General features: G+C 50.1%; 1 protein-coding gene. It reads left to right on the forward strand.

All coding sequences use genetic code 11. The annotated features are described in order from the left end of the window. The first annotated feature begins 452 nt into the window (after positions 1-452). The gene (locus GV64_RS21750) at positions 453-18,089 is read left to right on the forward strand and encodes a LamG-like jellyroll fold domain-containing protein (protein ID WP_020582372.1); all 17,637 of its coding nucleotides are present in this window, start codon (positions 453-455) and stop codon (positions 18,087-18,089) included. Positions 18,090-18,190: the final 101 nt, after the last annotated feature.

Genomic DNA, 18,190 nt, shown 5'->3' on the forward strand with positions numbered 1-18,190 from the left:
AACCGCACTATTATGTACTTTTTCTCAGGGCTGTCAATACAAGTTTGAACTTTCAACCCAGATGACATCTAGTACTTTTAGTACTTTAAATTAGAGGCCGCCAGTCATCGCAGTTAAAAGAACAATTTAATGCACTAAAGCCTGACAAAAGGTAGCAACCAACGGTACAAGCGGTGCTTCTATAGTAAATATCAGTTTCAATTGAAATAAAAAAACAGCCTTAAGTTTAAATAGGCAATATAAAAAAAATAGGCAGTGAGAATTGCTGACGAAAAAACCAAATATTTTAGCTACACATCAATTCAAAGCTAATATGAGAATTAGGGAAATTTTAATAACAACAACATCAATCACACCTGTCACGTCATAAAACAGTTGATAAGTCTGGAAAACTTATAAAAACCAAGATTTATCAAAAAAACATTTAAACCTGACAAGCTGATATAAATACTATGGATAGTCAAAACAGCGCAAGCATCATCGGATATATCTCCGAAGCAGAGGGAACGGTTCTGGTGGCCAATGAAAAAGGCGAGATAAGAACCGCCCAGGTGGGCGACCCTCTTTTCTTAAATGAAACAGTGGTTAACGACTCAACTGCAAACGTTGTGATTGAGTTGGTTAACAACCAGTTATTATATTTAAATTCCCAGCAGCAAATTATTTTAAATCTGGAATTATTTGGCAGCACCGCAGCAGGCAACCAATCAAAAGACTCAAAACAAGAAAACCCAGCCGACACATCAAACACCGAGCCTTCTGCCAGCTCAGAAACCACTGACAGTGATACACCGGAACCCGCCAATGATGACGGTCCGGAGGACAGTAATGCTCCAATTGAAGACACCTTCATTCAGGAAGTCATTATATCCCATGACGCTGAGCAGCCAGATACCTTCCGACAATCATCACAAATAGAAAGCTCTGACAGCGTCAAAGTGCAGCAACAACCTGCTGATCCAATTGAAGCCTCAACCCAAATCAACCTGAAACCGGAAATTACTAACCAGTCCTTCAATATTGACGAAGGTGTCGACACAGATGGCTCTGTGGTGGTCGGAAGCGTGATTTCCAGAGACCCCGAGGGACAGGATCTCAGCTACGCTATCATTTCGGGAAACGAGGATGGCAAATTCACAATCAACCCCGCCACAGGTGAAATCACAGTTACCGGGGATCTGGATTTCGAAACCCGCAATCTTTATAACCTGACAGTAGAAGCCACCGATGCAGGAAACCTGAGCGAATCAGCAACGGTTACTGTATCAATCAACAATGCAAACGAAGCCCCCGAACTGCAAGATCAAACCTACAGCATTGATGAAAATGTCATCACAGATGGTTCACAGGTTGTCGGTACCATAACGGGTACCGATACCGATGCTGGCCAGACGCTGACTTACACCATTACAGCCGGCAATGATGACAACCGCTTTGCTATTGATCCAAACTCCGGTGAAATTACCGTCGTCAATGGGTTGGACCATGAATCCACCGACAGCTACCAACTGACCGTTACGGCCACTGACGACGGCATCCCCTCTTCAAGCACTAGCGCCCAGGTTACCATCAACATCAACGACCTGAACGAAGCACCGACGGTTACCGCGCCAGCCAGTGCCAGCTATACCGAAGGTGGCACCGTCAATTTGTTCAACACTCTGACGCTGGATGATCCGGAAGGTACTCTTGAAAGTGCAACCGTACAATTTACGGAGTATGGAAAGCAGCTCCATACCACTGAAGATCAGCTGAACTTCACCAACCAGAATGGCATATCTGGAAACTACGATTCCACCAATGGTGTTCTCACGTTAACCGGCACGGCAAGTGTTGCAGATTACCAAACAGCCCTTCGCAGCATTACCTACAGCAACCTCTCTGATGCACCTGATACGGATAGCCGTATCCTATCCGTATCGGTGAACGATGGGTTTATCGAAAGCAACGTTGGCAGCACAACCCTGAGCATCACCGCCGAAAATGATGCTCCTGTTATTACTGGAGCGGGAGAATTACTGGGAGAATCAATCGATACTGCCAACGTGGAGGGCGTTGCCCAGAATATTCGAGTAACTGGCTGGGGCACTTTTACAGTTGGGCAAAGAATAGAGCTAACATTTACAAACAGCGAAGATACCAGTGAAGTTTACACTGTCAACTATACAATTTCCGACACAGCCACTTGGCGTATTGCTCCTGGCTTAACAGCTGCAATCATCAACGATACCCCCGGCATTGGTAGTCTCGTAAGTGTAACGTCCAACAATGGTCAAATAGTTGGTTCCAGCTATTTAAATTTCGTCGGCTTCGATAATCCAAACTTACCTCCGTACAACCTGACATCTGTCCTTATGGATTCAGCTGGCAATGTAATCGACTCCAGCATAACCATGATCAACAGCACCACCATTGGTTCAGCAGGTACTGCTCAGGTTGAGACGTTAACTATTCCCTCTGTCCTGCAAGCCGGACAAACAGTCAAACTCTTTATCAACGACTTTGAACTCAGCCATACGGTCACCGCTGGGCAGGCTACAACGGATGTCCGTGATGCACTGCTCAGTCAGTTCACCAACTACGACCTGAGCCAGGCTGTTTCCGCAGTCTCCAGTGGAGCAGACGGGATCACCCTCACTTCTGAACAGCCCGGCGAGCCTTTTGACGCATACGGTGTCACCACTTCTGCCTCAGATCTGTTTACCCTGGCCGTCGATGAAAACACCAGTAATGGAACGGTTGTAGGTAGCGTGGGCGCTGAAGACAGGGACGGTGATAGCGACACGCTTACCTACACACTGACCGATGATGCCGGAGGCCGGTTTACCATAAATAGCAGCACCGGTGAAATCACCGTGGCCGGAGCACTCGACCATGAAAGTGCTGCCAGCCATACCGTCACCGTCAGGGTGACCGATGCCCAGAGCGCCTTCTCCGAGCAGCAAATCACCATCCAGGTTAACGACAGCAATGACGCCCCAACCGTCGCAGATCAGACGCTGACAACTGACGAAGACACTGCCCTGCTGTTTACTGCTGCCGACTTTTCCATTTCAGATCAGGATGCCAGCGATACTCATACCGTTACTATTGAAGCCATAAACGGTTCAGGCAGCCTCTATCAGACACCACGCCCCGATCTGGAATTCCTGTTTGAAGAAACCACAGGTACGACAACCACCGATGACAGGAACAGCACCCAGGGAACACTCAGTAATGTCACCTGGTCCAGCGAGGTTGGCAGAGGAGGATTTGTTACCTTTGATCAAAACACAGACCATATTACGCTGAGCCAACCTTTTGATCTGGGTAGTGAATGGACGGTTGCAACAGAGTTTAGAAATCTGCGCACCGATGGAAATGGCTACCACTCATTAACCGGAAGCGATAGTGACGTTCAGATTGTGGTACAGAGCGGCACCGGTGAAATAGGCACCTGGCAGGACTCCGTCGGTTTCCACAGCACCGGTGTCAGTCTGAATGGCATAAGTGCTGACTGGCACTCTTTAGTTGTTGTTGGTCAAAATGGCCAGACAGACTTCTATCTGGACAATACCCTGTTGGGGTCGGCCAGTTACCAGTCAACCGGAGAGATCGATACCGTTGGTAACAACAGCCACGGTAACGATCAGGCCTTTGCCGAAAACCTCAACAACTTCCGTATATACAATGTTGCTCATCCTCCTGTCACGGCTCCCTCAGTCGAACTGAGCTTTGATGACTCGGCGAATCCGCTCACTGACTCTGGTAATGGCGTTACCGGCACCGTCAGTGGCGCTCAGGTCGTCACCGACACCGAGCGCGGATCCGTACTGGAGTTTGATAACAGCAGCGACACAGCACTGTTGACGACACCACACTCACTGGGCAGTGAGTGGACCATAAGCACTCAGTTCAAGGATCTTTCATCCGCCACCTGGAAGACTCTGGCCAGAGGTTCCACTCACAGTCACCACATCATTATTGATAGCTCTGGGGAACTTGGCGTTTTTGATGGCGGCAGTAATTCCGTCGGTTACACCGGAACCGGCTTTATTGGCTCAGGCTTTGATACCAGCGCACTGGACGATAACGCCTGGCACTCCCTCACGGCAGTGGGTAAGGATGGTAAAACCCATTTCTATATTGACGGTGCTTACGTAGGCACGTCAGATTTCCAGATTACCGAGAATGTCTACTCAATAGGCAACTACCAGAGCGGCTCCCAGCCGTTTGCCACCTATCTGGACGATTTCACTATTGTCGATACGGCTCAATTCCCAGGCACAGGAACCGCACTGCCTAACGGCTCACTGATCACAGCGGGCGATGTTATCAATGCTGAAGACCTGGGCGACCTGCGTTTTATTCCAAATCCCGATGAAAATGGCAGTAACTACGCCAGTATCGATTTTAAAGCGACCGATAATAACGGCGCTGACAGCACAACCGAAACCCTGACCATCAATGTCACCGCTGTCAGCGAGGCACCCACTGCCAGTGATAAAACACTGAGCATTAATGAAGACAACAGCCATACATTTACCGCTGCCGACTTCAGTTTCAGTGATGCTGACGCTGGTGACACGCTGCAGTCAGTCACCATCACTCAATTACCTTCAGCTGGCACCCTGACCCTCAGCGGCGCTAATGTCACTGCTAACCAGGTGATTCCCACAGCCGATATTGGCAATCTGGTCTTTACACCAGTTACCCATGCCAATGGCACCGGGTATACCGATATCCAGTTTACCGTCAGTGATGGCGCTCTTAGCAGCGAACCACATACATTCACCATTGATGTCACCGCGGTTAATGATGCCCCTGTATTAGAAGCAACCCTGGACACAGTCGTCAGCTCTGAGGGCATCATTAATACGGTGACCGGTAGTGATCAGTCTGAAGCCGTATTAACGCCCATGGCCGATGGCGGCTATCTGGCGGCATGGCACTCTGAAGAAAGTGGCAGCCACGCGATTAAAGCTCAACGATACAGCGTTCAGGCAACCAGCAGAAACGTAACCATCGCAGACCACAGCTTTGAAAGTGTGACATTGATCGATGGAGAGCCAGTACTGAATCCGGCTGCAAGCCCCTGGTCATTCAGCAGCACCCACAGTGGTATATGGAACCCGACATCTGGCCAGATCACCCAGGAAGCTCCCGATGGCAATAACATTGGTTATGCCACCAATGACAACGAAACCCTATCCCAGACGCTATCTGAAAGCTTCTCAAATGACACCCAGTACCAGCTGCAGGTAGAGATAGGCAATCGAAGTGACACTGCCGGCTTTGCGAATTACGAAGTACGCATCACGGCGGGCGGTGTTGTGCTGGCTTCCGACGGCTCTGTATCCCCGGCAGAAGGACAGTGGCAAACCCTGACCCTGAATCTGGATGGTTCAACCATCCCGGCAAACTCGGCCGCTATTGGCCAGCCTATCACTATTGAACTGGTGAAGATCAGCGGGCCACAAATCCATTTTGATAATGTTCGGATGACGGCCACATCCAATGAGCTGCAGCCGGATGGTGCTGAGTTTCAAGTGGATACAACCACACTGGTCGACGATCAGTTTGTTCAGCACCCACAAGTTGCAACCTTGGAGAATGGCAATTATGCAGTTGCCTGGGAAATATTTGACCCCAACAGCTTTGCCAAAACCAATATGCGCATCTTTGCTGCCGACGGGTCTGAAGTTAAAAGTGAATTTGAAATCCTTACTACCAGCGGAAGTCATTACAAACCCGACGTCATTGCCCTGAGTAACGACCGTTTCCTGGTTACTAATGTTCATAGTCTGGATGTCAAAGCCACCATTCTTGATGAAAATGGCAACACAGTCAGCACCAGTACAGCAGGCAATGTTGGTGGCTGGCAATGGGGTGGGCCTGAGGCTACAGCACTCAACAATGGCGGCTTTGCACTGGTCTGGCGACTCAGCGGCACTACAGCGGATGATAGTGCCCGCATCCAGTTTTTCGACAGTAACGGCAACAATACCACCAGCGAAATCTCATTCGGCGGTGCAATAAACGACAGCGACCCCCATTTTGAAATTGATATCTTAAGCAATGGTGAAGTGGTCACGGTTTATCAAAGTGGTGAAAACCTGTTTTTCCAGCGCTGGTCAGATACCGGCACAGCCCAAGGCTCAGCAGTACAGATTAACACCTCTGTATCTCCAGACATTAACGGTGTCTCAGAAGCATCCATTGAAACATTAAGCGACGGCGGGTTCTTTGTTGTATGGCGCAGCACATCTCAAGACAGTGGTGCTAGTCATGGTGTCTACGGACGCCGGTTTGATGCCAGCGGTAACCCGCTAACTGATGAAATAGCCATCAACACCACAACAGCAGGCAACCAGTTTGACCCGTCGGTCATTGAGCTGGAAAGCGGTGCACTTCAAGTAGTGTGGACATCAAACCAGGACGGTAATGAAAACATCTATGGCGCATCCATTGGCCTGGGCGGCAACCAGGTATTGGAAAATGCCCCCTATGGCACTCTGGTCGGCAGGGCCACCGCAACCGATGTGGAAGATGGCACCACGCTGACTTACGAGCTAGTTAATGATGCTGGCGGCCGATTCGCCATCGACAGCACCACCGGTGCCATCATCGTATCCAGCCCATCATTATTAGACCATGATTCGGCTGACGCCCACACCATTCGCGTCCGTGTTACCGACAGTGGTGGGCTAACGGCTGAACAGGATATTGTGATTCAGGTGTGGGATACGAATGAGGCACCACAGGATATAACCCTGACTCTTGATGCCGGTGTCGTCTCCTCCACACCGGAAGCACAGGCTACCTGGGCATTTGATAATAACTACAACAATGAGGCCGGTGGAAACACCTTCTCCGGTGCCACACCCACCTTTGTCTCTGGTCCTAACAGCCGGTTCTCAAATGCCATTGAGTTTGATGGCAGTGCTACCGACTTCAATGTACCGCTGGATGTATCCGAAACGGCCTACACTGTTTCCTTCTGGTTCAAGGCCGACAATGCCGGTGGACTCATGCAGATCCAAACAGCCGGCGCCAGTGGCCATGACCGCAACATCTACCTAAATGCCGACGGCACGATTACCTCGCGTATCTGGACAGAAGAAAGCATCACCAGCTCCGTCGGAGAAGTATACAATGATGGACAATGGCACCATGTCGTGCATACCTTCGGCACCTCCATTAGCGGTCAGGCACTCTATGTCGATGGGACTCAGGTTGCGACCGGTTCAAAAACGTCATCTGACTTTACGACTCAAACCCAGTTACGCCTCGGATTCTCCTCAACCGGCGGCACACACCTTGATGGTGCAATCGCTGGCCTGCAGGTGTTTGATCAGGCCGTTACCGCGAGCCAGGTAGCTGACCTGCTAGCAGGGGCAAATGGTACAAATGCCATTGTTGATGAAGATACCACCACAGCGACCATTATCGGAACACTCACAACCACCGACCCAGACGATGCTGCGGACGCCTTTGGCCAACACAGCTACAACGTATCGGACAACCGCTTTGAGATTTCCGGTAATCAGCTCCAGCTCAAGGCTGGGCAGTCACTGGATTACGAAACCGAGCCAACCATTTCCGTAACGGTCACCGCAACCGACGACAATGGCAATGGGCTTTCCACCAGCAAAACCTTCACTATTCAGGTACGTGACAGTAACGAAGCGCCCACGGTTGCAGACCAAACCTTCACTATCAATGAAGATAGCCAGTACAACCTGAAAACCAGCGATTTTTCTATTGCTGATCAGGATGCCGGTGATACCCATACGGTAACGATTACCGCCATCAACGGCTCAGGCACCCTGATGAAACAGCCCCGCCCTGATCTGGAGCTGCTGTTTGAGGATGACAACACCGCCACCAGCGCTTATGACGGACGAAATGACATCCGGGGTAATCTGACTGGCGTTACCTGGGGAACGGATGCAGAAAAAGGTGGCATCGTCACCTTTGACCAGAACTCCGATCGCATTAACCTGACCCAGGCTTATGACCTTGGCAGTGAGTGGACCATCACCACCGAATTCAGAAACCTTCGTTCTGATGGAACCACATGGCAATCGCTGGTGGAAGGTAATGGCGACGTTCAGGTTCTGATCAATCAAAGCACTGGAGAAATAGGCACTTGGCAGAACGGTGTAGGTTTTCACGGCACTGGCTTTACTGTTTCTGGCTTAGGCAACACCTGGCACTCCCTGACAGTGATTGGGCGTGATGGCAAAACCCATTTTTATCTGGATGATGAATACCTGGGGACAGCCAATTATCAGTCAACCAGCAGCATCGAGACGATTGGTAATAATAGTGTGGCAAACAGCCAGGCCTTTGCCGATGAACTCAATGATTTCAGAATCTATAACTCTGCCAATATGCCGGATCTGGACTTATCTCAGATTGCTGAGGCGAACACGCCAGAACTGTCATTAACCTTCACTGACCAAACCGACCCGGTTAATGATATTGCCAATAACATTCGTGGAACAGCAACGGCAGGCGTTGAATGGCAGAATGATGCCCAGCAGGGGCCAGTTTTACGCTTCGATAATGAAAATGATTACCTGACACTGGACAATGATTTTGCGGTAGGGTCTGAATGGACCATCAGCACACGATTTAAAAACCCAATTCCTTTATCCAGCAACGGCGATCAGGCATCCCTCGTACGCGCGGGGGGTGGAGATAGTCATGTCATTATCAATAACAGTGGGGAACTGGGGGTACTGGACAGACTCCCATCCAATACCTTTCATGGTTCTGGATACACCATCACTGCGCTGGATAATAACTGGCACGACCTGACCGCTGTTGGCACTAATGGAAAAACCTACTTCTACATTGATAACCAGCTGGTAGGTATCAGCAACTTTCAGGCAACCGATGCGATTGACCATATTGGTGGTGATGACAGCACCTTTATGAGTCCATTTGCCGAGTTTATTGATGATTTCCAAATTCATGATCAGGCATTTTTTGGCGATCTGGGCGATGTCCCTCCTGGCTCTACAACCGTCAATGCCAATGACACCATTCCTGCTGATGACCTGAACGACCTGATCTTTGTGCCAGATGCCCATGCCAGCGGCAATACAGTGGCCAGTATCGATTTCAAGGCAACCGACAGTGGTGGCCTGGAAAGTAGTACTGAAACATTGACGTTTAATATCACACCGGTTACTGATGCGCCGGTGATTACCTTGAATAACGCTGCCTACAGCAATCTGCAACTGGATACAGAGCTGATCACCAGTGGAAATATGACCAGCGCTAGTGGCTGGAATCTCAGTGGAAACGTAGGCGTTGCCAGCGGTGTAATGCGATTTAGCGGAGGCAATACTCCCAATGATGGGATCGCTGAAAGTCATTTCACCATCCATCCGGATGTGAATTACAACTTGTCTCTGGATTACAGAACCTCTGGTTTAACGACCCCACAATCCGGCCTGATAGAAATTGTGGATATCTCCACTGGCAATATACTGGCCAGCCAGACGGTGAATACCAATACCGGAACATTCCAGACTCTTAGCCTTAACTTTGCAGGCATTGCTTCGGGCCATGCCACCTTGCGAATCACGGATACTTCGACGGCAACCAGCGGTATCGACCTGCACATCGACAACATCTCCATTCAAGCCGCAGCTGTAGATAACAACCATATTCCTTCAGGTATTGGCGTCTTTGGCCAGGAAGACCAACCGGTTGCCGTTAATTTAAGTGCCGCCACTCCGGATGCCGACGGCTCAGAAACCTTTGCTGTTGAGCTCACCGGTATTCCTTCCGGTGTAGGACTCAGCGATGGCAGTAATAATATAACCTCTACCGGCGCCGCTATCGATGTATCTGCCTGGAACCTGAGCAACCTGACGTTTACATCTCCGGCCAACACCAGTAATGACTTTACCTTTACCGTCAGCGCAACCGCCACAGAAGCCGCAACAGGAACACCGGAAACCACCAGTCAGGTAATTAATGTTCATATCCAGTCAATCAACGATATTCCGGTTTCTGCAGACAACACAGTTACGATTACAGAAGACAACAGCCATACATTTACCACGGCCGATTTCGCCTTTACCGATAACGATACCGGCGACAGTTTACAGTCTATAACCATCACCAGCCTGCCTGCTGCCGGTACTCTTGAGTTGAACACCAACCCGGTGACTTTAAATCAGGTCATTACCGCTGCAGATATCAGCAACCTGGTATTCACACCCGTTGCCCAGGCCAGTGGTACTGGCTATGCCAGCTTTGGTTTTACCGTCAGCGACGGCACAGACAGCAGCACAGCACAGACCTTGACCCTGGATGTCACACCAGTGACCGACACAACCACCGTGACACTCAATAACAATATTATTGATACCAATGTGGTTCAAAATGGTGATGTCGCCACCACCAGCGAATGGACAACATCAGGGGCGATCTCATTAAGTAATGGGCGTCTGCAGTTTGGCTCTGGGTCCGCTAACAGCGATGGTATTGCAGAACAGGGAATCTATCTGAACAATGGCCTGGACTATTCGATTTCACTGGATTATTTCCGCATCGGAACAGCACTCACTGAATCCGCCCTGATAGAGGTGGTTGACTCAGCTACCGGCAGCACCCTGTTTTCACAGTCGGTATCGACAAATTCAGCATCCGCTCAAACCCTGAATGCCAACTTCACCACCACCTCGGCCGGATTTGCCACCCTGAGGATTTCAGATACCAGTTCAGGCAGCCGACCATCAACCGATCTCGGCATAGACAACATTAGCCTTATACCGGAAGCAGCCAATAATGCGGGTTACACACCCACGGTATCAGTACCTGAAGATCAACCGGTTCCCGTTGAACTGGATATTGCCAACCCCGATACCGATGGCTCTGAAACGCTGGCCATTCAGTTAACCGGTATTCCTTCCGGAATACAGCTCAGTGATGGCACTAATAACTTTACCTCCACCGGCGCAGCAATTGATGTCAGTTCGTGGAACCTGAACAACCTGGTTCTAACGCCACCGGCGAACTACGACAACGACTTCACCATGACAGCCACGGCAACGGCAACTGAGACAGCAACCGGAACACAGGTAGTCACCAATCAGGCAATTAATATCCATATTCAAGATATTAATGCACCTCCGGTGATCACTGTGCTGAACCCAATAACCGATGTCGATGCCGCGTTCAGCTTCTCTGAAGGAACAGGCACAACGGCAGCAGATATCAGTGGTAACAGTCAGGATCTCTCAATGTCCGGCAGTGCCACCTGGGGAACCAGCCGCTCCGGATCAGGCACTGCCTTTGAAATGAACGGAACGTCTGGCGCAGGTGAAATCAGTGGTGTTCAGACCGGCGGCGAAATGACCATTGCCGCCTGGGTACGGTTTGACAGCTTCACCCAGAGCTGGTCCCGGGTGATTGATTTTGGTGATGGACAGGCCAGCAACAATATACTAGTCGGTCATGAAACCACGACAGGCGATTTGGGTTTCCATGTCCATGATAGTGGTGGTACTCAGCATAGCCTGACGGTAAGTAACTTCTTCACCACCGGTGAATGGGTGCACATGGTGGCCACCATAGACAGCACTGGCCTGTTCACCGTTTATAAAAACGGTGAACAGGCGGGCACGCTTCAGGGTGGAGTACCCACTGAGAAAGTCCGTAACTTTAATTACGTGGGCAAAAGTAACTGGTCGGCTGATGGTTATCTGGACGGTGCTATCGATGACCTTGCCGTCATCAGCGGCGCACTGGATGCCACAGCAGTATCCAATCTTTATCAGGCCAGTCAGCTGTCTGATTTTGTGGATGCCAACTTCGTGCTTGACGAGAACAGCAGTAATGGCACTGTGGTTGCCCAGCTATCAGCCAACGATGAAGAAGATGGCACCAATGTCACCTATACGCTGGTGAATAATGCCGGTGGTCGCTTTGCCATCAGCAGTACCGGTGAGATCACCGTAGCTGACAGCAGCCTTCTGGATCATGAAACCACAGGCAGCCATACCCTTCGGGTTCGTGTAACCGACTCCGGCGGGCTGACCGATGAACAGGATGTGGTTATCCAGATTGCAGATATTAATGAAGCTCCCACAGCGATTGTGGAAACCAGTGCTGACAATCCAAACATCCCTAATCTCACCTCAAACAATGACCAGGGGTTTATTGTCTCGGCAAGCGGAGAGCACAGCGCCAGTTACGCAGCATTCAGAGCATTTGATGGTGTTGACGCCAGCTCTGCAGATAATACCGGCTCCTGGGCTGTTAGCGGTTCTACCGGATGGCTACAAGTTGATACAGGAAGCCCAACGGCTATCTGGAAGTACGACCTGAAGGCAATTGGCCGTTCACAAGGTCGCGAACCGGAAGACTGGCAGTTACAGGGCAGCAACGATGGCATTAACTTTGACGTTATTGATACCCAGAGTGGTATCAATAACTGGACAGTCAGGGAAGTCAAAGAGTTTGAGCTGACAACTCCCGCCATGTACCGGTATTACCGCTTAAATATCACCGATAATAACGGAGATTCTTTCACAGGACTTGACGGTTTTCAGATTCATCAGGACATTACGCTCACCGATCAAAACACTCCGCTGACTCTGGATGTGCTGGCCAATGATATTGATCAGGATGATACAGACGACGTTTCAAACTTCTCTCTTGATTCGGTAGTCATTGTTGATGGCAGTGATAACCCGGTTACCGGTCAGGGCACCGCCACTGTCGTCAATAACGAGATCCAGTTTGATCCGGGCAGTGACTTTGCCTATCTGGCTGGCGGAGAAAACGCCACCGTGAATCTGCGCTATACCATGAGCGATGATGAAGGTGTTACCTCTACTGTCACCACCACCATAACGGTCAATGGTATCAACGACGCCCCCGTGATCAATGAAACCATGAACACGCTGGATGTCAATGCGGCCTATACCTTCACCGAGGGCAGTGGCACCACTGTGGCCGACGCCAGTGGTGACAACCAGCCAATGACCTTATCGGGTACACCCACCTGGGTGAATGGCAGAACCGGGGCAGGAACCGCCCTGGAACTTGATGGAACCAATGACTTTGGAACAATTAATGGTCTGCAGACCGGTGGCGCTATGACCGTTGCCGCCTGGGTTCAGTTCGACACAACAGGAAACTGGGCTCGAATTATCGACTTTGGTAATGGCGCTGGTAACCAGAATATCCTGCTGGGCTCTAGCACAACTGATGGCCTGGAAATCCATGTTTACAACAGTTCATCAACATTGATCGGTCAATTGACTGCCCCAAATAGTATTCAGACAAACCAATGGACTCACATTGCTTTCACGATTGATGATGCAGGTGTAATCACACTCTATGTTGATGGCACTTCTGTCGGTTCCGCTACCATGACCACCAATGCCCCACCTGATGTCATGGTCAGAACCAGCAACCTTGTTGGGGCAGATAACTGGAATGCCAATCAACGTCTGGACGGCCAGATAGATGATCTGGTTATTCTTAACGAGTCGCTTGATGCAACAGAAATAAATAACCTTTTCCAGGCAACCGAGTTTACTGATCTTCTGCTGGACATCGACGAACACAGTGCAGATAACTCCGTCGTCGGCACGGTACCAGCCACGGAGCTGGATACGTCCGACACTCTGACCTACACGTTGCTGGATGATGCCGGTGGTCGCTTTTCCATCAACAGCAGCAATGGTGAAATCACCATTGCCGATGGCAACCTGCTGGACTTTGATGACAACACCTCCCATAAGGTTCGTGTCAGAGTCACCGATAATGGCAACCCATCACTGAGTGATGAGCAGGATGTGACCATTGTCGTTAATAATATCAATAACACGCCTGTGCTCAGCACATCGCTGGATACAGCCACCAGCACTGAACAGCACATTAATTCCATCACGGCCGGCAGTCAGGAATCCTCAGCGCTTACTCCAATGGCCAATGGAGGGTTTATGGCGGTATGGCGTGATGCAGGTGCGGATCAGGTCAAGGCTCAACGGTATAACTATACCCAGACCCGAGATGTAACCATTGCCGACCACAGCTTTGAAAGCGTAACTTACAGTGATGGAGGATTCTCTAATAATCCCGGGGCCAGTGCCTGGACATATACAGGTACTGGCGGAGATATTGGTACCTGGAATCCGACTTCTGGCAACATTACACAACAGGCTTCTGATGGCAGTAATGTTGGTTATATCACTCCCGATAACGGTGTCATTTCACAGAGTCTGTCGGAAAACTTCTCTCGTCTGAACAGTTTTCAGCTTCAGGTAGATATCGGTAACCGGAGCGATACTGCAGGGTTTGCAGACTACGAGGTGCGTATTACTGCGGGAGGGGTTGTTCTGGCAACCGGAGATTCTGCCTCACCTGCGGAAGGGCAATGGGAAACACTCACCATTGACCTTGATGGCTCTTCAATTGCAGAAGGCTCCGCAGCCATTGGACAACCACTTACCATCGAGCTGGTGAAAAACAGCGGTCCGCAGATGCATTTTGACAATGTACGCATGTCCGTTACCGAGCCTTCTCTAGAACTGAATCCTTTGGGTGATGAGTTCCAGATCAATACCACCAACCCCACCAGTAGTCAGAACATATTAAGCCCGGAAGTAGCAACCCTGGATAATGGCAACTATGCCGTTGTGTGGCAGCTGATTGAGCCTGGTTCATGGATTGAGACCCGAATGCGGGTGTTTGATGCTAACGGCAATGAAGTCAGGGCAGAGTTTAATTTAGGGACAAGCCACTACGCTACGGATGTGACAGCGCTCAGCGATAATCGATTCGCTACGGTCTCTATCGACTCGTCTGACTCATTCAATGCCAAAATTCATATTTTTGATGCCTCAGGTAATGAAACCTCTGTTGTAAGTGCCGGCAGTGCGGGCGGTTGGGCTTACGGATCTCCAGATATCGAACCACTGGATAACGGTGGCTTTGTGGTGTCCTGGCGCAGCAACAGCACAGCGAATGACAGCGCCTCGTTCCGTATTTACGATGCATCCGGCAGCCCCACCACGAATGCCATCAGCTTTGGCGGCAGTAACCCAACAAATGAGCGGGCAACCAAGATTCAAGAACTGGATAATGGCGAGCTGGTCACGGTTTACCAGAGTGGGGATGACCTCTTCTTCCAGCGCTGGAGCAGTACCGGCACGGCTATTGGCAGTGCAACCGCAGTGAACACCACCACTGCCGACACTCAGAGCCAATTCAACATTGAAACCCTGCCGGATGGTGGCTTCTTTGTTATCTGGAAATCCAGTGGTGGTCAGGATGGCGACGGTCAGGGCATTGTAGGTCGCCGGTTTGATGCCTCCGGCACCGCAGTGACCGACGAAATTATTATCAACTCGACCACCGCCGGAGAACAGTTTGACCCTCAGCTGGCTCGCCTGAGCAATGGGGCTCTGGAAGCCCTGTGGACATCAGACCACACCGGCGACAATGAAATCTTTGGCAGCACCATCGCCCTTGGTGCAGGCACTGGCCCCAATCAGGTACAGGAAAATGCCATGAATGGCCTTCTGGTGGGCAAGGCCGCCGTTTCTGATTTTGATGACCCGGATACCCACACCTACACACTGGTGAATGATGCCGGTGGCCGTTTCGCCATTGATGTCAATACCGGCAATATCTCTGTGGCAGATGGTACGCTGCTGGATCATGAAACCAATGACTCCCACACCGTTCGCGTCAGGGTAACCGACAATGGCGGCCTGTTCAGTGAACAGGACATTGTGATTCAGGTTCAGGACGTAAATGAAGCACCGGATGTTTCTGGCCCGATGACCATCACCGCACCCCAGAATCTGGCGACTCACACCGTAAGTCAGGCCTTCCTGCTCACCAATGCATCGGATGTGGATGATGGGGATACGTTGAATGTGCAGGATATCAGCATTAATGGCATTACGGCCCATCGGCATGATTTCCAGAACAGTTTTGCAACAGGTACCGGTGGTAGCGTAGCCATCAGTGGCAATACACTAACATTGACTTCTGGAACCGATGAGAATGTCGTACTGATCGATACTACCGGGGGAAGCAGCTGGGATACTAATTTACACATGGACTTTACCGTGACTCCTACCAGTGGTCACTCTACCCGCAATGCATTTATTGTCTTTGATTATGTCGATGCCAATAACTACAAAACCATTGGCAGCTATGATGGTGACGGCACATCCGCATGGGAAATAGAGCAGTGGACCAATGGAGTGAATAGTGAAATCGCCAGTTATAACAGTAGCGATAGTTCAAATATTAACACTCCCCGTCACGTTGAAATCGATATTATCAATAACCGAATCACAATGACGGTAGACGGTGTTGAAAAAATAGCCCATCAATTCAACGAAAATATTACCGATGGTCAGTTCGGCGCAATGAACAGAGGGAATGCGGTATCAACTTATACACTGAACGGTACAGAGTGGGATATCTACCCCGATAATGAGCACGCCGTCTATGACAATAATGACGGTACCTGGACCATTATGCCCGGTGAAGACCTCAGCGGTGATCTGACACTGGATTACAACGTATCCGATGGCGAACTGACCACAGCAGCAACCGCAACATTACCTGTTGAGCGCACTGCAGATATCACCATCAACCTGACTCAGAGCAGTGTGACCGATGATGTATTGCCCGTAGAAACCACTGCTCAGGGCAATCCACTGACCGTCTCGTCCGTCAATGGTCAAGCCATTGCCAGCTCTGGCACCACAAGCATCAACGGTGAGTTCGGCACCCTGGATATTGCCGCGGATGGCAGCTGGACCTACACACCGGACAGCGCCTATACCAGTGTCGACCTAGACAGCAACCTGATTGCCGAATGGAACTTTGACGGTAATGCCAACGACAACGCCCCCTCAGACAGCATTGCCGACAACGGGGTACTCACCGGTAATGCTGCCTACACTAATGACAGTGTTTCAGGCTCTGCCGTTACATTGGATGGTACGGGTGACTATGTCCAGATTGCCACCACCACAGAGCTGGGCAATTATGCAACGTCACCCAGCGAAAGAACCATCAGCCTGTTCTTCAAACTGGACCCATCGAACTCGAAAGATGGCAAACAGGTTCTGTACGAAGAAGGTGGCAGTTCTCACGGCTTTGCCATCTATCTTGATAATGGAAAAATTTACGTGGGCGGCTGGGAAAACAGCAACACGGCTTACGTCAACACCGATATCACCTATCTGGACAGTGACAACTGGCACCATATCGCACTGGTGATGAACGACAATGCCAATACCCTCAGAGGTTTTCTGGATGGAGAAATCTTTGGTAATGCGGCAGGTATTACTGTTCCCGCACACACAGGGACAGTTGCCTTTGGTAGCCCAAGTGAAGGGAATCAGGCATTCGACTTTCATGATCTGGATGATGGTGTTGGTACCCAGTTCCACGGCCTGATTGATGAAGGACGGGTTTATAACCGGGCACTGACCGAAGCTGAAGTGCAGATAATGGGGCAGCTGGATCAGACAGAAACCTTTACCTATGAGGTGTCTGACGGCACTCATACCAGTACCTCAAACCTAGAAATCAATACACTGCATACCCTTGATACGATTAATAGTGCCGACGGCTCTAATGGTGTCAATGACACCATCAATGGCACATTATTCTCCGAAAGACTTCGCGGCTATGATGGTAACGACACCCTGAATGCAGGTGGCGGGGATGACCGGATAATTGGTGGCATTGGCGATGATATTCTGACCGGTGGCAGTGGCGGGGATGTCTTCAAGTTTAATATCGGCGATATTGGTACTGCTGCGATACCTGCTCAAGACACCATTACTGATTTCAATATGTCTGAAGGCGACAGCCTTGATCTGAGCAGCATACTGGTGGATGAAGAGAATAATGACCTGACCCAATACCTTTCATTTGATCAGGCTGACCCAGCCAACCCAATTGTCGAAGTTCGCGACACGGCTGGCGGCGATATCACCCAGAAAATCACGCTGCAGGGCGTAGACCTTTCACTGTTGGGCAGTACAGATGCAGAAATCATCAACAGTATGCTGAACAGTGGAAATCTGAGCACGGATTAAAAGCGTCCGTCCTTTCAGCAAACAACCGGTAATTCCACTGAATAAAGCTTATATTTTTATAAAAAATATAAGCTTTATCTCAATTTAAAATAAAAGAAGTT

It is taken from the genome of Endozoicomonas elysicola, assembly GCF_000710775.1.
Classification (GTDB): domain Bacteria; phylum Pseudomonadota; class Gammaproteobacteria; order Pseudomonadales; family Endozoicomonadaceae; genus Endozoicomonas; species Endozoicomonas elysicola.

Bases quoted from the DNA above. Each gene is read 5' to 3' on its own strand.
- GV64_RS21750 (WP_020582372.1), top strand. From the start codon at position 453: ATGGATAGTCAAAACAGCGCAAGCATCATCGGATATATCTCCGAAGCA.